Below are 18,238 nucleotides of genomic sequence, written 5' to 3'. Positions count from 1 at the left end.
GTGGTTCTTGGCGCGATACTGCCGATGCCTTCTGTTTCGGTCGGGTGCCTCGCTAGGCTGTCGAGCACTGCTGCCCCCTCGGTCCGGCAACCCACCTGCCTGTCCGGCCCGTCTGTCCTTCACGAGGTGAGATGCGAGCCCGCCGTCACCAGTCCATCCGTTCCCGGCTGACCGCACTCCTGATCGTGCCGTTGGTGTCGCTGCTGGCGCTCTGGGTGCTGGCAGTCGCACTCACCAGCGGCAGCGTGGTGCAGTATCTGGGCGGGCAGACAGCACAGGACACGTACGGGGGACCGGCCAGCAAGCTGATCGCCGCGCTGGAGGCGGAACGGCGCGCGTCGCTGGTGTTCATTGGCAGCAGCCGCTCGGTCGGGCAGTCCGACATGATCGCGCTGCGGAACAAGTCGGACACCGCGGTCAGTGACTTCCGCCGGCTCACCAACGACGGGCAGGGCGGCTTCCTGGTGGACTCGTCGGTCCAGCAGGCCGCGGTCACCGCGATCTCGGACTTCCCGCGGCTGCAGTCGCTGCGGCTCACCGTGGACGCCGTGGTCAGCCCGCTGGAGGTGCTCGGGTCGTTCACCGACCTGATCAACGAGCAGTTCTCGGTGCTCGACCGGATCGCCGCCACCAGCAACGCCGACACCATCGTGCCGGCCAAGAACCTGGTCGACCTGATGCGCGGCCGGGAGGCGTTGTCCCGGGAGGACGCGGTCGTCGCCTGCGCACAGGCGTCCGGCACCTTCACCGCCGACGAGTACACAGCCTTCGCCGGCCTGGTCGGCACTCACGCGGCGCTCTACAACCTGGTCGTGACGCAGCTCGACAAGACTGCCCAGAGCGGATACCAGCAGGTCACTCAAAGCCAGGCGTACGCGGGCCTCGGCGCCGCCGAGCAGCGGATCATCTCCCAGGGTGGGCCGAACAAGCCGGTGCCGGTCAGCGCCGCCGATTGGCAGTCGCTGTCCAGCCAGGTGCTCGGCTCGCTCGACAAGTGGAACGAGTCCGTCACGACCGCCGCCTCCGGGCGTACGACTGGCGCCACCGTCACCGCGTTCGTGCTGCTGGGTCTCGCCGGCCTGCTCGGGTTGGTAGCGGTGGTCGCGTCGCTGGTCTTCTCGGTAAGGGTGTCCCGCCGGCTGATCAAGCAGCTGCGCCGGCTCGGCGGTTCCGCGCAGGACATGGCCACCAAGCAACTGCCGGCAGTCGTCGAGCGGCTGCGGCAGGGCGAGAAGGTGGACGCCGACATCGAGGCGCCCGCGCTGGAGTACGGCTCGGACGAGATCGGTCAGGTCGGCGACTCGTTCAACGCCGTACGACACACCGCGGTGCTGGTCGCCGTCGAGCAGGCCAACCTGCGGGCCGGCATCAACACCGTGTTCGTGAACATCGCCCGGCGCACCCAGGGCCTGGTCCACCAGCAGCTCAGCCAGCTGGACGCGATGGAGCGCAAGGCCACCGACCCGTCCGATCTGGACGACCTGTTCCGGATCGACAACCTGGCCACCCGGATGCGCCGCAACGCCGAGAACCTGATCATTCTCGGCGGCGGGGCGCCCGGCCGGCAGTGGCGCCAGCCGGTGCCGCTGGTCGACGTCATCCGCAGCGCCGCGGCTGAGGTCGGCGGTTATTCGCGCGTACGAGTGCTGCCGATCGGCGACGGAGCGTTGAACGGCTCAGCGGTCAGCGACCTGACGCACCTGCTGTCCGAGCTGATTGACAACGCCGTCTCGTTCTCCCCGCCGCACACCCAGGTGCAGGTCACCGGTCAGCTGGTGCCCAAGGGCTTCGTGGTCGAGATCGAGGACCGCGGCCTGGGCATGCAGGGCGACGAGATGACCGCGGCGAACCGCTACTTCGCCAACCCGCCCGAGTTCAACGTGCTGGCGATCTCCGACAACTCCCGGCTGGGCATGTTCGTGGTAGCTCGGCTGGCGGCCCGGCACAACGTGCACGTGTCGCTGCGTTCGTCGCCTTATGGCGGCACCAGCGCCATCGTGCTCATCCCGTCCAATCTGATCTCCACCAGTGCCGGCGCGGACCGCGCGCCGGCCGAGCCGAAGGCGTTGGTGGGTGCCGTCAGTGGTAGCGGCCACAACGGGTACGGCGACCCGGCGGCCTCGGTCGGCACCCTGTCCGAGCTGGAGGCGGCGCCCAGCGGCGGACCGGCGCAGGGGTCGGGCGGCTCCACCGGCGGGCCGCCGAACGGCTTCACCCTCACCTCGGCCCCCGACCCGTACGCACAGGGCGAACCCGACGACCGGGTCACCGGCGGCACCATCGACAGCGGTTTCGACGGCGGGTTCGCTGGGCCGCCGGAGAACCTGTACGACCAGAGCGCCGCGGATGAGCGGGTCACCGGTGGCACCATCGACAACAGCTACGACGAGGCCAGCGAGTACGAGGACGCCTCCAGCGCGGTGGAGGCGGAGGCTTGGGCCACCGGGCCGCAGGCGGTGCCGGACCTGCCGCCGGAGCCCGAGCCGGCCGCGCCTTCGCCATACGGCGCGCCGGTCCCGGCGCCGCTGGATATCCGCAACGGCTACGGCACCCCGGCGGTCGATCGGGCCGAGTTCATCCCGTTTGTACGACCCGACGACCAGCCCGACGACCTGCTGGAACGACGGTCCGGCGGGGCGCACCGGATGCCACCGGGATCGCCGCCGCCGGGGTCGCCCACCACCCAGCTGCCGGTCCCGCCCACGACGGTGGTCCCGTTGCCCGCGGCTGGCCCGTCCGGCCTGCCACCGGCCGCGCCGACCAGGGCGTATCCGACGAGCTCACCCACCGGCGGATATCCGACGAGTGGGCCGACCGGCGCCTACCCGAGCGGTCCGGCTGGTTCGTACCAGAGTCCGCAGGCCGGCCCGCAGCCGCCAGCTGACCTCCCGTCGTACCCACGCGGCCCCGTGCAGAGCCCGTCGCCCACCCTGCCGCCTCCGCAGGCCCAGCCACCGAGCAGCCAGCCATCGAGCGGCCAGCCATCCAGCGGGCCGCCGGCGGCACCTGCCGCGCCAGAAGCCGTGCCATCGCCGCCGTACCCGCAACGGCAGCCTGCCCAGCCAGTGGCTCCACCCCAGCCGCCAGCGGCCAGCCCGCAGACGAGTCGTCCGGTGGGCCAGCCCGGCCCCGCGCAGCCGGTTAACCCTGTGCAGCCGGTTAACCCCGTGCAGCCAGTTAACCCAGTGCGCCCGGTGAGCCCGGTGGGGCCGCTCGCGACCGGGCCGGTGCGGATGGTGCCGCCGCTGCCACCGGTGCCGGGGGTGCCGCCGATCTCGGCGCCCGGCCCGGCTGGGCGTACGGACCAGCGTGGTCCGCAGTTGGGCGATCACCGCGGGCTGCCGCGGCGGATCCGGCAAGCCAGCCTGTCGCCGCAGTTAGCAGAGGTGGTGCCGCCGCCACAGGAGCCGGACGGCCCGCCGGTGGAGCACCGCAGCGCCGACGACGCCCGCCGGCTGATGGCCGCCTATCAGCAGGGTTCCTGGCGCGGCCGGTCCGCGCCGGCGGACTGGTCGGCCCAGTCGCCGCTCGGATCGCCGGCCGGCTCCGGACCCGGTGGACGGGCACGGGATGATGCGGCGCAGCACAACGTGGGACACCACCCGAACGGGGACCGAGGAGCTGACGGATGACGCAGAAGACCAATGCGCTGGGCCAGCTGAACTGGCTGTTGGACGATTTGGTGGAGCGAGTCCCGGGAGTCCGTGACGCCGCTGTGCTGTCGGCCGACGGCCTGCTGGTCGGTGGCTCGGCGGGCCTGGACCAGGCCGCCGCCGAGCACCTGGCCGCGGTCGCGTCCGGCCTGCAGAGCCTCGCCCGCGGCGCCAGCCGGCATTTCGGCGGTGGTCCGGTACGGCAGACCATCATCGAGATGGAGTCCGCCTTCCTGTTCGTCACGGCGGCCGGCAGCGGCTCCTCGCTGGCCATCATCGCCGCCGCGGACGCTGACATCGGCCAGGTGGCGTTCGAGATGAACCTGTTGGTCCGCCGGGTCGGACAGAGCCTGAGCACCTCCCCACGCAACCAGCCGCCGCAGGCCGGCCCCGGCCGCGGCGCCGGTCCAGTGGTGCCCGGCACCGCCGGGCCGGCTCGTGGCCCGGTCGGACCGCCATCGGGCGTGCCGACCGGCCCACGGCCTGGTTCGGTGCCCGGCCCGGGGCGGCTCGGCCCCGGCATCACCGGTTCCGGTCCGGCTCCCGGTTTCCCCACCGGTCCGTCCCGGTTACCTGGTCGAGAGCCGTAAATGGAACCCACCGACGGCGTCTGGTACGACGAGTCAGCGGGTCCGCTGGTTCGGCCGTACGCGGTCACCAAGGGCCGGACCCGGCCGGCCGCGGCGAAGTTCGACCTGATCTCGGTCGTCATCGCCACCCAGCCGGCGGACGGCGGGCCGGGCCTGGAGCCCGAGCATGTCAAGATTCTTCAGTTGTGTCGTCAGCCGTTGTCGGTGGCGGAGATAGCAGCCCACGTCAACTTGCCCGCGGGAGTGGTCAAAGTTCTGCTCGATGATCTTCTGCAACGCGATGCGATCGCCGTTCGCGCGCCCATGACGCGCGCCCGGCAGTCGAACAAGCGGGTCCTCAAGGCGGTGATCAATGGAATACGGGCCCTCTGATTCCGAGCCCGGTCACGACGGCACCGAGGAACTCCCCACCGCCATCAAGATCCTGATCGCCGGTGGTTTCGGTGTCGGCAAGACCACCATGGTCAGCTCGGTCAGTGAGATCGAGCCGCTGCGTACCGAGGAGGTCATCACCGACCAGAGCCTCGGCGTGGACGACATGGTCGGCGTGGAAGCCAAAACCACCACCACGGTCGCGATGGACTTCGGTCGTATCACGGTGGACTCCGGGTTGCTGGTCTACCTTTTCGGTACGCCCGGCCAGGACCGTTTCTGGTTCATGTGGGACGAGCTGGTCTACGGCGCCCTCGGTGCGATCGTGCTGGCCGACACTCGCCGGCTGGCCGACAGCTTCTCCGCCGTCGACTTCTTCGAACGCCGGAACACGCCCTTCATCGTCGCGGTCAACTGCTTCGACGGCGCTCGGCGCTACCCGCCGGAGGACATCCGGATCGCCCTCGACCTCGATCCCGACGTGCCGGTCCTGCTCTGCGACGCCCGCCACCGGGAATCCAGCAAAGCGGTCCTGATCACCCTCGTCGACTACGTGATGAGCCTGCTTCCCGACGAAACCGAGGAAACCGACGCACCCGCCCTTGGCGCCCGCTGACTTTCCGGTCCACCGCGAAACCGTCAGATCCCCCGACTACCTTTTGTATTCGGGGGATCTTTTTCTCGGCGGACGAAACAGAAGAAGCTAGTGTCCTGCGCCCGAAGTTCGCTACTTTCTCCGGCGCCCAGACGGCGTCTGAGAGCATCGGAGAATCGCCCACATACCACCAGTATGAGGACGATCCTCCGGCGCACTCAGGCCACCGTCTGGATCACCGAATAAAGCAACGAACTTCGAACCCAGGACACTAGCGGACCTTGATCACGGCGAGCCGGTCGCGGACGGCGGGAATGTCGGCGTCGCTGATATTTCCCACCCGCAAACGGAAATCGTGCGGCTGGGCGCCTTGCTCGGGGTTGAACTCGGCGCGCAGCAATCCGCCCCTGGTCATCGACAGGGTCAGCTCTACCGGGGTGCCGGCGGGCATGGCGGGCGCGAGCTTCACACTGCCCAGGGCTACCAACCGATTAGCGGTCGGGTCGGGGGACTCGGTCGGGCCGGCCTGTTCGACGATCTGGACGGTGAGGCTGGTCTGGTTGTCGGCACCGGTGAAAAGGGTGGCGGTGGCGGCGGCCGGCAGCGGGTCGTTGCCGTGGATGAGGTGGACGACCGAGTCGTACTCGCCATCCGAGCACATGATCCCGACGCTGCGCGGCACCACCGGGCGCAGGCTCTGGTTGGCGAGCCGCTCCTCCTGCTCGGGGGACAGGCCGGTACGGCGGGCCAGCCGCTGGGCATCTTCGACGCGGCCGGCGGCGACCATCCGGTGGTAGATCTGGTCGAAGCCGTACCGGGCCGCGCCCTTGGCGACCGCGAGTTCGGGCTCGTGCAGCCGGGGCTGCAGACCGAATTCGGCGATCAGCCGGTCGGTCACCGCGGGCATCCGGGACGAACCGCCGACCAGGATGATCTCGTCGACCTTCGGGACGCCTCGCTGCGCGGCGGCCGCGAGGGCGTTCCGGGTGATCTCGATGGCTCGGTCGAGCAGGTCCAGGGTGCGGGTCTCGAACTCGCCGCGGGTCAGCTCGATCGTCGCCACCAGGCCCTCGTGGACGATGCGTACGGTCTGGCTTTCCTCAGACGACAGCCGGATCTTCGCGTCCTCGACCTGATGCCGGATGTCGTGCAGCGTGCCGGCGTCGTCGAACGGGTGCGACGAGCCGGGATGCGCGGCGAAGAACTCCTCGACCAGCTGCTCGGCCAGCCGGTCGTCCCAGTCCACGCCACCGAGTTCTGGGTCGCCGCCGGTGCAGATCTCCTCGACCTGGTTGCCGCGTACGGCGATGACCGTGATGTCGAAGGTGCCGCCGCCGAGGTCGAAGATCAGGATCGTCTGTTCCTGGTCATCAGCCGGATCCAGATCCAGCACGCCGTACGAGATGGCCGCCGCGATCGGCTCGGAGATCACGTCGATGACCGACAGCCCGGCCAGTTCGCCGGCGATCCGGGTGGCCTCGCGCTGCTGGGTGCCGAAGGACGCCGGCACCGCGATGACCGCGGGTGTCGGGCCGTCGTCGTCCTCGTCCAGCGCCTCGCTGCCGCGGGTGAAGGCCTCCGCGTCGTTCACCAGTCGGCGCAGGATCAGCGCGGAGATCTCCTCCGGTGTGAACACGTCGCCGTGCATCGCGACCGAGTGGTTGCTGCCCAGCTCGCGTTTGATCAGGTCCACGACCAGGTCCGGCTGGATGACCGCGGTGTCCTTGGCCTCCTCACCGATGACGACCTCGGTGGCTGACGCGAAATACGCCACCGACGGGATCGCGTCGGTGCCGTCGGCTGTCTGGATCACCGCCGGCCGGCCGGTGACGTCGAGGTAACCCAGGCTCGAGTACGTCGTGCCAAGGTCGACTCCGTAAACAACCACGGCGGATCCCTCTCCTCTTATCCCCACCCGAGACAGCCCCCACCTGTGACGACAACACTGCCGTCGGTGTCTACGTCGCCGACCCGTGCTGGCCGACGACCACGTCGGCCCGCCGAAGGACGGTCTCACCCCGTACGAACCCAGCGGACACCATTTGTACGACCGCGCCGTCCCAGCTCGGGTGGTCCACCCGGACAGTCTCCACCGGCCGGTGCATGCTCGCGTCGTAAAGCTCGCCGGCCTTCACCTCGAAGGCCTCCACGCCGATCCGGCCGAGCACTTCGAGCACTTCCTCGGCGAAGGCGGTGAACAGCGCGCCGACCTGCTCGGCGAAGACCCCGAACAGCGGTCCGTCCTGCGTCGGTGGCTGGTCGGCGGACTGGGGCTGACCCTCGGTGCTGGCCAGCTGCCAGCGAGCCGCCTCCCGGCTGGACAGGTCGTAGAGCCGGTAAAGGCCGCCGCGGACCGGTTCCAGGGTGGTGTCGAGCTCGCTGCGGCGCAGGGTCTGGTTCTCCCCGTGCAGCCGGTCGATCAGCTCCTCCCGAAAGGACGCACGCTCCTGCTCGCGAGCCACGAGAGCGTTCAGGTCGGTGATCGCCGACCGGATCTCGAACAGCTCGTTCTGCACCGGGTCCGTCGAGTACGGGATAGCCATCCACACCTCCTCCGCCATGCGCGCCCGCTTGTCGCACAAGATTCTCCGGTACGAATGGGGCGGATTACCAGGGGGCACCGCCACCGCTTCGAGCCGTCACCGAATGACTACAGGACCAGGAGCATTCGGGTGTTTCCCAGCGTATTGGGTTTCACGTACTCCAGGTCGAGAAACTCCGCGACGCCTTCGTCATACGAGCGGCGCATCTGCTCGTACACCTCGGCTTCGACCGGCGTTCCGGAAATGGTCTGGAATCCGTGCCGTTCGAAGAACTTTCGCTCGAACGTCAGGCAGAACAGCCGTTCCAGGCCGAGTTCGCGAGCGGTCCGCAGCAGCTGCGCCATCAACAGGTCGCCGATCCGCCGGCCGCGCCACGACTGGTCCACCGCGAGCGTACGAATCTCGCCGAGGTCCTGCCACAACACGTGCAGCGCCCCGCACCCGATCACCACGGACAGATCGTCCGCCGGGCAGGCGACCCAGAATTCCTGTACGTCCTCATAAAGCGTGACCGGCGCCTTTTCCAGCAGGATCCGCTTGCCGGAATAGAAGTCCACGAGACCCGCGATCCGCGCCACGTCGGCGGTACGCGCGCGCCTGACGGCGATCTCCTGGTGCACGACCGGCAACCCTACCTCGACCCCGGGGGACCCTGCCGGAGGCGGTTGGCACGTAGGCTGTCTGGGTGCCTGCCCGACCAAGCGTTCAGGAATCCATCGAGCGACCCGCTGGACGGGTGGCGTTGGTCACCCTGGGCTGCGCCCGCAACGAGGTCGACTCCGAGGAGCTGGCCGGCCGGCTGGCGGCCGGCGGCTGGGAGCTGTCCGAGGACACCGAGGGCGCCGACGTTGTCCTGGTGAACACGTGCGGCTTCATCGAGCAGGCGAAAAAGGACTCGGTCGACACCATCCTGCAGGCCACCGACAGCGGCGCGAAGGTGGTGGCGACCGGCTGCATGGCCGAGCGTTATGGCAAGGAGCTCGCGGAGGCGATGCCGGAGGCCGACGCGGTGCTGGGCTTCGACCACTACCCGGATATCTCCGACCGCCTGCTGGCTGTCCTGTCCGGCGAGAAGCTGCCGTCCCACGTGCCGTCGGACCGCCGCAAGTTGCTCCCGATCAGCCCCGTCGACCGGGCCGCGGCGACCGCGTTCGTGCCCGGCCACACCCAGGACCTGCCCGCCGGCGTCGCGCCGGCGTCCGGCCCCCGAGTGCTGCGCAAGCGCCTGGAGGGCGGCCCGGTGGCGCCGCTGAAGATCGCCTCCGGCTGCGACCGACGATGCGCTTTCTGCGCCATCCCGTCCTTCCGCGGTGCCTTCACCTCGCGCCGGCCGGCGGAGCTGCTGACCGAGGCCCGCTGGCTGGCTGAGCAGGGCGTCCGAGAGCTGGTCCTGGTCAGCGAGAACTCCACCTCGTACGGCAAGGACCTCGGCGACCCGGCGCTGCTCGCGAAGCTGCTGCCGGAGCTGGCGGCCATCGAGGGCATCGTGCGCGTAAGGGCGAGTTACCTGCAGCCCGCCGAGCTGCGGCCGGAGCTGGTTGAGGTCATCTGCAACACCCCGGGTGTGGCGGCCTACCTGGACCTGTCGTTCCAGCACGCCAGCGAGCCGCTGTTGCGCCGGATGCGCCGGTTCGGCTCCCGCGAGCGGTTCCTGGAGCTGCTGGCGACCGCCCGTGCGATGGCACCGGAGCTGGGCGCGCGTACGAACGTGATCGTCGGCTTCCCGGGCGAGACCCGCGACGACGTGCGGGAGCTGGAGCGGTTCCTGAACGAGGCCAGGCTGGACGCGGTCGGTGTCTTCGCGTATTCGGACGAAGAAGGCACCGAAGGCGCCAACCTGCGCCCAAAGGTCAAGCCGGACACCATCACCCGCCGACAGGACAAGCTGAGCCGGCTGGTCGAGGAGCTGAGCGCGCAGCGGGCCGAGGAGCGGATCGGCACGCACGTCGACGTGCTCGTCGAATCGATCGATGAGGGTGCGGCCTCCGGACGAGGCGAGCACCAGGCGCCCGAGGTCGACGGCGAGGTCGCGGTCGACCTGGCCGGGCACCAGGTCCAGGTCGGCGATCTCGTACGCGCGAAGGTCACCGGCAGCCTCGGGGTCGATCTGACCGCGGAGCTGGTCGAGGTGATCTCGCCGGCCGAGAGAGTCGCGCGATGAGCACCCCGGCGGGGCCGCCGCTGGTCAACCCGGCCAACCTGCTCACCAGCCTGCGACTGCTGCTGGTACCGGTCTTCGGTGCCTTCCTGCTGCTCTCCTCAGGTGTCAGCGTGTGGTGGCGGATCGCCGCCTGCGCGGCCTTCTGCATCGCGTCCTTCACGGACTTCTTCGACGGCAAGATCGCCCGCGCGTGGAACCTGGTCACCACCTTCGGCAAGGTCGCCGACCCGATCGCCGACAAGGCGCTGGTCGGTACGGCTCTGGTGCTGCTGTCGTGGCTGGGCATGCTGCCGTGGTGGGTGACCGTGCTGATCCTGGTGCGGGAGCTGGGCGTCACGGCCCTGCGGTTCTGGGTGATCCGCCATGGCGTGATCCCGGCCAGTCGGGGCGGCAAGCTGAAGACGATCCTGCAGGTCACGGCCATCGCCTGGTATTTGTTCCCGTGGCCGTTCCCGCTTCAGTTCGTCGGCCCCTGGATGATGGGCGCCGCGGTGATCGTCACCGTCATCACCGGCGTTGACTATGTCTTCCAGGCAGTGAGACTGCGTCGCGCCGGCCTCGCCAAGGAGCGCGAGTCCGCCGAGAAGCACGCGCTCAGCGCGGCTCTCGACGAAATCCACGATCGCTGAGGTCTGTAGCGGCACTGCCGTAGGGCTGTCACCCGACGAGGTCGAGGTGACAGCGGACTGACAGGACTGGCTGTCAGCATGAATTCGGACATATTCCTTGTCCAGGGGCCCTTACCTGTCGGCAAATGCCGACAAGACCTTTGGAGTTGCGATGTCAGGAGTTCGAATAAGTCGTGTCGCCACTGTCCTGCTAGCGGCCGTTGCGCTGGTGTCGGTCGGATCCGGCCTGCCGGCTTCGGCCAGTGAATCCGCGGGTACCCCGGCGAAGGCGAGTGCGAAGCCGGGAATCCAGCTCACGATCAAGCAGTTGCCGCGGGGTGCCAGCCCGCAGAGCGTCGCTCCTGGCTGCGGTTACGACCACGAGATCGACTTCATGATCGAGACGACCGTCGGCCCGAGCTTCTACTGCTATCACGGCCAGGGATCGATGAACAACCTCATGCTCGTCGACGCCACCAGCTGGGTGACGTGGGGGACCAACGGCGGCAGTTTCACCCATGGCACCAACAATTCGCAGTGCAGCCAGCGGGCGTACTTCAATCCTGGAAATCTCAGCGGTCCGCTCTATCACGACAGGATCTGCGACCTGACCCTCAACTAGCCCGGCCGGTATCGTGGTTTTCCTCAACGCCGTCCAAATGTGGTCGAGGGGAAACCGGTGAGCACTGACTTGGCGGCGCGCGCGAAAGCCGCGGATGCGGCCGACCCGCTGGCGCATCTCAGGGCTCGTTTCAGCCTGCCGCCGGACACCGTCTACCTGGACGGCAATTCGCTCGGGGCGCTGCCGGCGGCCGTACCGGACCGGATCGCGGACGTTGTCAGGCGGCAATGGGGGACCGACCTGATCCGGTCCTGGACCGACAACGGCTGGTGGGCGGCGCCGGAGCGGATCGGCGACCGGATCGCCCCGCTGATCGGCGCCGCCCCCGGCCAGGTCGTGGTCGGCGATTCGACCTCGGTGAACGTCTTCCGGGCGCTGGTGTCGGCCGTACGGCTGCACCAGCGCCCGCAAGACAATGACCGCAGCGAGATCGTCGTTGACGCGACCACCTTCCCGACCGACGGCTATGTCGCCGAGTCGGCCGCGAAGATGACCGGCCGTACGCTCGTACCAGCGCATCCACGTGCGCTTACAGACGCGCTGAGCCACCGTACGGCGGCCGTCCTGCTCAACCACGTCGACTTCCGGACCGGCGAGCTGTGGGACATGGCCGCACTGACGGAGCTGATCCACGGCGTCGGCGCGTACGCGATCTGGGACCTCTCGCACAGCGCCGGTGCGTTGCCCGTCGACCTGGATGCGGGTGGCGTCGACTTGGCGGTCGGGTGCACGTACAAATACCTCAACGGCGGTCCGGGCGCGCCGGCCTACAGCTACGCGCGCGCCGAGCTGTTGCCGCGGCTGGAGCAGCCGCTGCCGGGATGGTGCTCGCATCGCGACCCGTTCGGGATGGAAGCCGGCTACCGGCCCGCTGACGGCGTCACGCGGCTGCGGACGGGTACGCCGGAGATGATCTCGCTGCTGACGCTGGACGCGGCTCTCGACGTCTGGGATGGCGTCGATATGGCGTCCGTACGGGCCAAAAGCCTTGCCCTAACGACGTTCTTCGTCGAGTGCGTAAGGGCGCTCGTACCAGCCGACCGCATCCGGGTCCTGACGCCGGACGCGCCGCGGCGGGGGAGTCAGGTCGCACTCGCGTGCACCGACGCGGAGGCCGTGATGACAGCGTTGATCGAGGCTCGGGTGATCGGCGACTACCGGCCGCCGGACGTTCTCCGGTTCGGCTTCGCGGCGCCGTACGTGGGCTTCGCGGACGCCTTGCGTGCCGCCGAGGTCATCGCCGAGGTGCTGGCGTGAACGAGCTCGCCAGCCAAGTCCATAAGCGACTGACCGCTAGTGGTCAAACACTCGCGGTAGCAGAGTCGCTGACCGGCGGCCTGCTCGCCGCGACCATCGTCGAGGTGCCAGGCGTCAGCGGCACCTTCCGTGGCGGCCTGGTCGTCTACGCCACCGACCTGAAGGCGACCCTCGCCGGCGTCTCGCTCGACCTGCTCGCCGAACGTGGCCCGGTGGACCCCGAAGTGGCCCGCCAGCTGGCCGCCGGGGTGGCCGGGAAATGCGGCTCTGACTGGGGTTTGGCCACTACCGGAGTGGCTGGTCCGGGTCCCAACGACGGGCATCCGGCCGGCGAGGTCTGGCTCGGCCTGGCCGGCCCGGGCGGGCGCCTGGTGGCCCGCCAGTTGCAGCTGGCTGGTGACCGTGCGGCCGTACGTGCCGAAGCGGTGGAGCGTGCGCTGGCGCTGCTCCTGGAGTGGTGCTAGTTATGACATCCTGCGGAAACATCCACGTATTGAGATGGGTTACGCCGTAGGCGGACGTCGTTTTTACGACTGCTCTTCGAGGGCATGGGCAAGGTACGGTTGAAGCAGTGGCCGACCCAGTGGGGTCGGGAGGGACAGACGAAAGGGGTGCGCGATGGTCCTGTTGCGACAGCTCCTCGGCGACACGCTGCGGGCGCAGCGACTTGCCCAGCAGCGCACCCTGCGCGAGGTTTCGGACGCGGCTCGGGTCAGTCTGGGCTATCTGTCCGAGGTCGAGCGCGGTCAGAAGGAAGCGTCCAGCGAGCTGCTGAGTTCGATCTGCGACGCGCTCGGTGTGCCGATGTCTTACGTGTTGCGTGATGTCAGCGACACCCTCGCGGCAGTCGAGCAGATCCCGGACTCGGTGCCCGACACCGTCAAGGATGGCCCGCTCCCTGGTCGGACAGAGGTTTCACCGGCCGACCGGGTCGCGACCGCCAGGATTTCCGCACCATCTCGTGGTGATGACGTGACCCGCTCCGGTCGCGTAGTGGTGGCCGCCTGAGAGTCGCCTGATAGGGCAGCTCCAGATGCGGTGGAAGTGCTGAGCAACGTGGCCCGAGCGCAGTAGATTGAGGTCCGCACCCCGTACCGCCCTGGGACGGTGCACCTGGAACCATGGGGGTCGCAGAGCGCGTCGGCTTCGGGGAAGGACCAACAGCAATGGCAAACCCGTTCGTCAAGGGTTGGAAATACCTGATGGCCGCGTTCGGCGCGAAAATCGACGAGCATGCCGACCCGAAGATCCAGATCCAGCAGGCCATCGAGGAGGCGCAGCGCCAGCACCAGGCGCTGACCCAGCAGGCCGCCAACGTGATCGGCAACCAGCGGCAGCTGGAGATGAAGCTGTCCCGCCAGCTCGGCGAGGTGGAGAAGCTGCAGGCATCGGCCCGCCAAGCCCTCATCCTGCACGACCAGGCGCAGGGTCGCGGAGACCAGCCGCAGGCGTCGAAGTACGAGCAGAGCGCGACGGTGTTCGCCACCCAGCTGGTCGCCACCGAGCAGTCGGTCGAGGACCTGAAGAAGCTGCACGACTCGGCGATCCAGGCGGCTGAGCAGGCCAAGAAGGCCGTCGAGAACAACGCGATGATCCTGCAGACCAAGCTGGCCGAGCGCACCAAGCTGTTGTCGCAGCTGGAGCAGGCCAAGATGCAGGAGCAGGTGTCGGCTTCGCTGCAGCAGATGTCGAGCCTCGCGGCGCCCGGCAACGTGCCGTCACTGGACGAGGTGCGGGACAAGATCGAGAAGCGCTACGCCAACGCGCTGGGCAGCGCGGAGCTCGCGCAGAACTCGGTCGAGGGCCAGATGATCGACGTACAGAAGGCCACCCTGGACATGGCCGGCCAGAGCCGGCTCGAGCAGCTCCGGGCCAGCATGGCCGGTGAGCTGTCGGCTGGCTCCAAGCCGCAGATCAGTTCGTCGTCGCAGCCGTCTGTCGGTCAGAAGGACGGGCAGCCGTCGTTCAACAAGAACACGCAGCCTGGCTGATGGGCCTGCCAGCGCAGCGCGACGCGGGTGGTGGTCGGGTGAGTCGTCAGGATCCCCGCGAACGCCACCTGCGGGTGCTGCGCAAGGCCAGGTCCAGTGCCCGGCGCTGGATCGTCACCGCTTCGATGGCGGCCGGCGTCGCCGCGGTCGCCGTGCCGCTGGGCGGGTTGACCTGGGTCGACGCGATCTGGACCGGCCTGTTCGGTGGCAGCGCCGCGATGGCGGTTTTCCGCGTACGCGACCAACGTGCGCTGCGGGCGATACCTGTCCCTGATCCGTTGCCGCCGGCCCCGGAAAGCCAGGCTTTCACCGTCGTACGCCACCTCGCCGGCGGCGCGGCCGTGCGATGGACTCAGCGCCGCGCCGTACGCGGCACTCCCGGCTCTGACCTGCTTCAACGCATCGACCGGGCGAGCGCCGCCCTGCCGCCGATGCTCACCAGGGTCCGCGGTGCCGTGAACGGCGCGATCGACCCTGGTCAGGAAGCCCAGCTCGCCGAGGGCGCGTTGCGCGACGCCGTGCGTCGCTATGCCGGCGTCCACCGCGCCATCGCCATCGCCCCACCCGACGCCGCCCCGGCCGTACAAACCGCCGCCGGCGCCCTCTACAACCGCATCGACGCCGGCATCGGCGCGTACGAGCAACTCGTCGTCGCCGCCGCCGAATGCGTCGCCGCGGACGGCTTCGCCGACCAGCTCATGATGAGCCGCATCACCGAGGCCACCGACGCCCTGCACGCGATGGCCCACACCCTCGGCGAACTCGACGGCGTCCTGGCCCCCTACGGCCCGCACGCCGCCCGCCGCCCCGGCATCACCGGCTAAGCCTCGTCTGATTGTCGGACCATCACGGACTGGGGCCGGGTTGACAGTGTGGGCACCAGTAGGTGGAGCGGGCGTGGGGGTCGCCGAGCCGCCCCTTGTCGGGTTCGTGTTGGTCGGCGCGGCGGATGGGGGTGCCGCAGCGGCGGCAGGGTTTGCTGCCTCGCTCGTACACCCAGGTTTGTTGGCCGGGCCGGTTGTTGCCGGTGGTGACCTGTTCCCAGCGGTCGCGATTCGTCCGCAGCAGCCGATAGGCGAGGTCCGTCATCGCCGGAATGTTCGGCACCGAGCCAACGGTCGCCCAAGGCGAGACGCCACGCAGGAAAAGCAGCTCGCATTTATACAGATTTCCGATGCCCGCGAGATTTCGCTGGTCGAGTAGCGCCGGACCGATCATCCGGTCAGGCGTGCTCAAGAGACGGGTGGCGGCGACCGAGGAATCCCAGTCCGAACCAAGCAAATCCGGGCCCAGGTGTCCGACGAGCTCGGATTCGCGAGTGGTGGAAACGATTCGTACGTCATGAATGCGGTGCCCCTGAGCGATAACCTCGGCGGTCTCGAGAACGACGCGCAAGTGGTGCGCCGGATGGGACGAGCCGAAGAGCCGTTTGCCGTTGCGGGAAGCGGTCCAGGAGCCGTCCATCATTAAATGCGAGTGCATCGTCAGACCGTCGTTCGTACGCAGGAGGATGTGCTTGCCGTGGGCCACCACCTCAGTGACCGTGCGGCCGGACAGGTCGGCGGTGGCCAGTTCGGGGAGCCGGAAATCGGTACGGGTCAACAAGCCGCCGCCGAGCGCGCCGTGCAGCTTGTGCGCCGTCAACCAGACGGTGTCTCCTTCTGGCATCGCATCATGATCTCGCATCGGCGCGGGTTGCGCGGAAGGGCATGCCTGATGGTGGCCACTCGGAGTCAACCGCTGGACATCGGCCACCGCTGCGGGGCCATAGTGGTCAGGTGAAAACCGTTTCGCGGCTGTCTGCCGCGCTGCTCATGGTGCTGGGGCTGGTCGCGATCCCGGCCGCCGGACAGGCCGACCCCGCGACCGAGTACGTCGGGGTGTCGGTGGCGACCGCATGGGTGGATCCGGCGACCGACCGGCCGGTGGACGCCCCGGCGGTGGCGAATCCGGCCGATCCGCGCAAGTGGGCCGCGACGATGACGTTGCAGCAGCGAGTGGATCTCGTACCGTTGCTGGAAACCCAGGCGCTGTACGGGAATCCGGTGCGCATCCTGGAGCGCCAGGGCGCCTGGGTGCACGTGGCGGTGGTTGGTCAGCCGACGCCTCGCAACGCGCTCGGCTACCCCGGCTGGGTGCCGGCCCGGCAGCTGGTCGACTCGCCGGTTTTCGGGACCCTGCAACAAACCCGTCCGTTCGCGCTGGTGACGGCGGCGACCGCCTGGCTGTCCACCGATCCCACCGGGCGCCAGCACGAGACCGAGCTTTCGGCGAACACCCGGTTGCCGGTGCTGTCGCGGGCGGACGGGGCCGTGCTGGTCGCTACCCCCGATCGCGGCCCGCGCTGGCTCCGGGCCGCTGACGTGCACGTTTACGCCAAAGCATCGGACATCCCGCGGCCCACCGGCGCAGACTTGGTGCGTACGGCCAAAGCCTTCGTCGGCCTGCACTACCTGTGGGCCGGCACGTCCGCCTTCGGGTTCGACTGCTCCGGTTTCACCAGCACGGTCTACGCCCTGAACGGCATCACGATCCCACGCGACGCGGGCCCGCAGATGGCGGCCGGCAAGCCGGTCTCGAAGGACCAGCTGCGGGCTGGTGACCTGATCTTCTACGCGTACGACCATGGCACCGGTTCGGTGCACCACGTCGGCATGTACATCGGCGGCGGCTACGAAGTCGACGCGCCGGGCAACAGCGAGACCCAGGAGAGCCCACTGGAGATCGTCAAGGTCGACCAGCATCGGTACGCCGACCAGTACGCGGGGGCCGTCCGCTTTCTCTGAGACGTTTTTTTCCGCATCGGCCACCCGGTGTTACCGTCGGCTACGAGTGAACCCTGGCCAGCGGAAGGAGCGCAGCACCAGCGATGCCGGTCGACCCAAGCCAGAGCTCCGAGCTGGATCCGAGCGAGCACCCCGGCAGCCGCACGCAGCGCCGTCGTCGGCGTCGCCAGGTCACCCGGCTGACCATCGTCGCGGTGGCCGCCGCCCTGGTCGTGGGGCTGCTGCTGGCCCCGGTCGTGCGCAACCTGGTCTGGGGCAGCGGCGGGTCCGCGAACACCCCGGTCGCGATGTCGAGCAGCCAGGCGGCCAGCCTGTTCGCCGGCACGCCGGCGGCTTCCTTCGCGATTGGTGACGCCGGCATCCAGCTGCCGGCGGCACAGCAGCAGGGCTCGTACTCGGCCGCCGACGTGGGTACGGCCACCCAGCTCACCAAGCAGACACTGGTCGCCGCCCGGCTGGATCCGGCGATGCTGCAGCGCGGCGACCTGAGCGGATATCTGGCCAAGCTGGCGCCCAGCCTGCAGCCGATGGTGACCAGCGCCGTGCAGAAGGGCGGCGGGGCGCTCAGCTATGTGACCCGGCTGGCCCCGACCGCGAAGCTCGCCGTCGACGAGATCCGGGTCTCCGGCACTATGTCGGTGTCCGTCGGGTCCGATGGGCAGCTGGTGATCAGCGCCAACTACACCTGGGTCTATCCGCTGGACCGGGCCGGCGGGAAGCCCAAGGGCAGCCCGCCGCTGGGCAGCAACCTGGTGATCGTGCACACAGTCGAGACGTACGAGTGGTATCAGCAGGCGAAGGTCGCGGCCACCGAGCGCGGCCTGCGAACCGGCGGCGGCAACAGCTACGCGTACAACAAAGACTGCAACCAGTTCGGCCGCGGCTACCTCGCGCTGGCGCCGCTCGCGGCCGACGGTCACGCGGACGCGCCGGCCGCCAAGGCGTACGACCCCAAAACCGACCCCAACACGCTGCCGGGGCCCTGTTAACCAGACACTGCCTAGCCTGAGTTTCCTCGCTAGTTTGATCTTGGGTGGTGTTTTGCCTGGTCAGGTGGGTT

At 69.0% G+C, this 18,238-nt stretch carries 18 protein-coding genes; 14 read left to right on the top strand and 4 right to left on the bottom strand.

The window, feature by feature from the left end; all coding sequences use genetic code 11:
- The first annotated feature begins 131 nt into the window (after positions 1-131).
- The 4 genes from ABD301_RS16385 to ABD301_RS16370 are packed head-to-tail and all read left to right on the top strand — an operon-like array spanning position 132 to position 5,231.
- A complete protein-coding gene (locus ABD301_RS16385) occupies positions 132-3,632 on the top strand; it encodes a sensor histidine kinase (protein ID WP_344311159.1) in 3,501 nt (1,166 codons plus the stop codon).
- Positions 3,629-4,243 carry a roadblock/LC7 domain-containing protein gene (locus ABD301_RS16380; RefSeq protein ID WP_344311158.1) on the top strand — a complete coding sequence of 205 codons (615 nt, stop codon included), beginning with the start codon at positions 3,629-3,631 and terminating at the stop codon, positions 4,241-4,243. Before ABD301_RS16385 ends, ABD301_RS16380 begins: the two co-directional genes overlap by 4 nt.
- The gene (locus tag ABD301_RS16375; RefSeq protein ID WP_344311157.1) at positions 4,244-4,615 is read left to right on the top strand and encodes a DUF742 domain-containing protein; all 372 of its coding nucleotides are present in this window, start codon (positions 4,244-4,246) and stop codon (positions 4,613-4,615) included.
- Positions 4,596-5,231 carry a GTP-binding protein gene (locus ABD301_RS16370; protein ID WP_344311156.1) on the top strand — a complete coding sequence of 212 codons (636 nt, stop codon included), beginning with the start codon at positions 4,596-4,598 and terminating at the stop codon, positions 5,229-5,231. Before ABD301_RS16375 ends, ABD301_RS16370 begins: the two co-directional genes overlap by 20 nt.
- A gap of 250 nt (positions 5,232-5,481) precedes the next feature.
- Here the strand turns inward: ABD301_RS16370 and ABD301_RS16365 are convergent, their stop codons facing one another.
- The 3 genes from ABD301_RS16365 to ABD301_RS16355 all read right to left on the bottom strand — a co-directional run bounded on the left by ABD301_RS16365 (position 5,482) and on the right by ABD301_RS16355 (position 8,382).
- Positions 5,482-7,098, bottom strand: a complete 1,617-nt coding sequence (locus ABD301_RS16365; RefSeq protein ID WP_344311155.1) for an Hsp70 family protein — start codon at positions 7,096-7,098, stop codon at positions 5,482-5,484.
- A 70-nt stretch (positions 7,099-7,168) separates the two neighbouring features.
- On the bottom strand, positions 7,169-7,753 hold the full coding sequence (gene grpE, locus ABD301_RS16360; RefSeq protein WP_344311154.1) for a nucleotide exchange factor GrpE: 585 nt from the start codon (positions 7,751-7,753) through the stop codon (positions 7,169-7,171).
- Positions 7,754-7,860: 107 nt separating this feature from the next.
- Complete coding sequence (locus ABD301_RS16355; protein ID WP_425551952.1) at positions 7,861-8,382, bottom strand: amino-acid N-acetyltransferase; 522 nt, start codon at positions 8,380-8,382, stop codon at positions 7,861-7,863.
- 56 nt (positions 8,383-8,438) lie between these two features.
- Here ABD301_RS16355 and rimO point away from each other — a divergent pair, with 56 nt between their 5' ends.
- The 8 genes from rimO to pspM all read left to right on the top strand — a co-directional run bounded on the left by rimO (position 8,439) and on the right by pspM (position 15,216).
- Positions 8,439-9,914 carry a 30S ribosomal protein S12 methylthiotransferase RimO gene (rimO, locus tag ABD301_RS16350; RefSeq protein ID WP_344311152.1) on the top strand — a complete coding sequence of 492 codons (1,476 nt, stop codon included), beginning with the start codon at positions 8,439-8,441 and terminating at the stop codon, positions 9,912-9,914.
- Complete coding sequence (gene pgsA / locus ABD301_RS16345; RefSeq protein ID WP_344311151.1) at positions 9,911-10,543, top strand: CDP-diacylglycerol--glycerol-3-phosphate 3-phosphatidyltransferase; 633 nt, start codon at positions 9,911-9,913, stop codon at positions 10,541-10,543. The genes rimO and pgsA overlap by 4 nt, the downstream gene beginning before the upstream one ends.
- A gap of 151 nt (positions 10,544-10,694) precedes the next feature.
- On the top strand, positions 10,695-11,144 hold the full coding sequence (locus ABD301_RS16340) for a hypothetical protein (RefSeq protein ID WP_344311150.1): 450 nt from the start codon (positions 10,695-10,697) through the stop codon (positions 11,142-11,144).
- 57 nt (positions 11,145-11,201) lie between these two features.
- The gene (gene kynU, locus ABD301_RS16335; protein WP_344311149.1) at positions 11,202-12,401 is read left to right on the top strand and encodes a kynureninase; all 1,200 of its coding nucleotides are present in this window, start codon (positions 11,202-11,204) and stop codon (positions 12,399-12,401) included.
- Positions 12,398-12,865 carry a CinA family protein gene (locus ABD301_RS16330; protein ID WP_344311148.1) on the top strand — a complete coding sequence of 156 codons (468 nt, stop codon included), beginning with the start codon at positions 12,398-12,400 and terminating at the stop codon, positions 12,863-12,865. Before kynU ends, ABD301_RS16330 begins: the two co-directional genes overlap by 4 nt.
- A 154-nt stretch (positions 12,866-13,019) precedes the next feature.
- Positions 13,020-13,409: a helix-turn-helix domain-containing protein gene (locus tag ABD301_RS16325; protein WP_344311147.1), complete on the top strand. Its 390-nt coding sequence runs from the start codon at positions 13,020-13,022 to the stop codon at positions 13,407-13,409.
- 158 nt (positions 13,410-13,567) lie between these two features.
- Positions 13,568-14,392: a PspA/IM30 family protein gene (locus ABD301_RS16320; protein ID WP_344311146.1), complete on the top strand. Its 825-nt coding sequence runs from the start codon at positions 13,568-13,570 to the stop codon at positions 14,390-14,392.
- 38 nt (positions 14,393-14,430) lie between these two features.
- Positions 14,431-15,216 carry a phage shock envelope stress response protein PspM gene (gene pspM, locus ABD301_RS16315; RefSeq protein WP_344311145.1) on the top strand — a complete coding sequence of 262 codons (786 nt, stop codon included), beginning with the start codon at positions 14,431-14,433 and terminating at the stop codon, positions 15,214-15,216.
- Between the two features lie 22 nt (positions 15,217-15,238).
- On the opposite strand, the gene ABD301_RS16310 is transcribed toward pspM, so the two are convergent.
- Positions 15,239-16,060 (bottom strand): DNA-formamidopyrimidine glycosylase family protein, encoded by an 822-nt coding sequence (locus ABD301_RS16310; protein ID WP_344311144.1) that lies wholly within the window; start codon positions 16,058-16,060, stop codon positions 15,239-15,241.
- A gap of 110 nt (positions 16,061-16,170) precedes the next feature.
- On the opposite strand from ABD301_RS16310, the gene ABD301_RS16305 reads away from it, so the two are divergent.
- Positions 16,171-17,178, top strand: coding sequence for a C40 family peptidase (locus ABD301_RS16305; protein ID WP_344311143.1), 1,008 nt, complete (start codon positions 16,171-16,173; stop codon positions 17,176-17,178).
- Positions 17,179-17,261: 83 nt separating this feature from the next.
- Positions 17,262-18,167: a hypothetical protein gene (locus ABD301_RS16300; protein ID WP_163573364.1), complete on the top strand. Its 906-nt coding sequence runs from the start codon at positions 17,262-17,264 to the stop codon at positions 18,165-18,167.
- Positions 18,168-18,238: the final 71 nt, after the last annotated feature.

This window comes from Fodinicola feengrottensis, from assembly GCF_039530045.1.
GTDB lineage: Bacteria > Actinomycetota > Actinomycetes > Mycobacteriales > HKI-0501 > Fodinicola > Fodinicola feengrottensis.
Note: the sequence above shows the minus strand (reverse complement) of the source record. Positions and strands in the feature narration are given on the sequence as shown.

What these genes read in the sequence shown, in the direction of transcription:
- ABD301_RS16385 (WP_344311159.1), top strand. Translation starts at nt 132, where the DNA reads ATGCGAGCCCGCCGTCACCAGTCCATCCGTTCCCGGCTGACCGCACTC.
- ABD301_RS16380 (WP_344311158.1), top strand. Translation starts at nt 3,629, where the DNA reads ATGACGCAGAAGACCAATGCGCTGGGCCAGCTGAACTGGCTGTTGGAC.
- ABD301_RS16375 (WP_344311157.1), top strand. Translation starts at nt 4,244, where the DNA reads ATGGAACCCACCGACGGCGTCTGGTACGACGAGTCAGCGGGTCCGCTG.
- ABD301_RS16370 (WP_344311156.1), top strand. Translation starts at nt 4,596, where the DNA reads ATGGAATACGGGCCCTCTGATTCCGAGCCCGGTCACGACGGCACCGAG.
- grpE (WP_344311154.1), bottom strand. Translation starts at nt 7,753, where the DNA reads ATGGCTATCCCGTACTCGACGGACCCGGTGCAGAACGAGCTGTTCGAG.
- pgsA (WP_344311151.1), top strand. Translation starts at nt 9,911, where the DNA reads ATGAGCACCCCGGCGGGGCCGCCGCTGGTCAACCCGGCCAACCTGCTC.
- ABD301_RS16340 (WP_344311150.1), top strand. Translation starts at nt 10,695, where the DNA reads ATGTCAGGAGTTCGAATAAGTCGTGTCGCCACTGTCCTGCTAGCGGCC.
- ABD301_RS16325 (WP_344311147.1), top strand. Translation starts at nt 13,020, where the DNA reads ATGGTCCTGTTGCGACAGCTCCTCGGCGACACGCTGCGGGCGCAGCGA.
- ABD301_RS16320 (WP_344311146.1), top strand. Translation starts at nt 13,568, where the DNA reads ATGGCAAACCCGTTCGTCAAGGGTTGGAAATACCTGATGGCCGCGTTC.
- ABD301_RS16310 (WP_344311144.1), bottom strand. Translation starts at nt 16,060, where the DNA reads ATGCCAGAAGGAGACACCGTCTGGTTGACGGCGCACAAGCTGCACGGC.
- ABD301_RS16300 (WP_163573364.1), top strand. Translation starts at nt 17,262, where the DNA reads ATGCCGGTCGACCCAAGCCAGAGCTCCGAGCTGGATCCGAGCGAGCAC.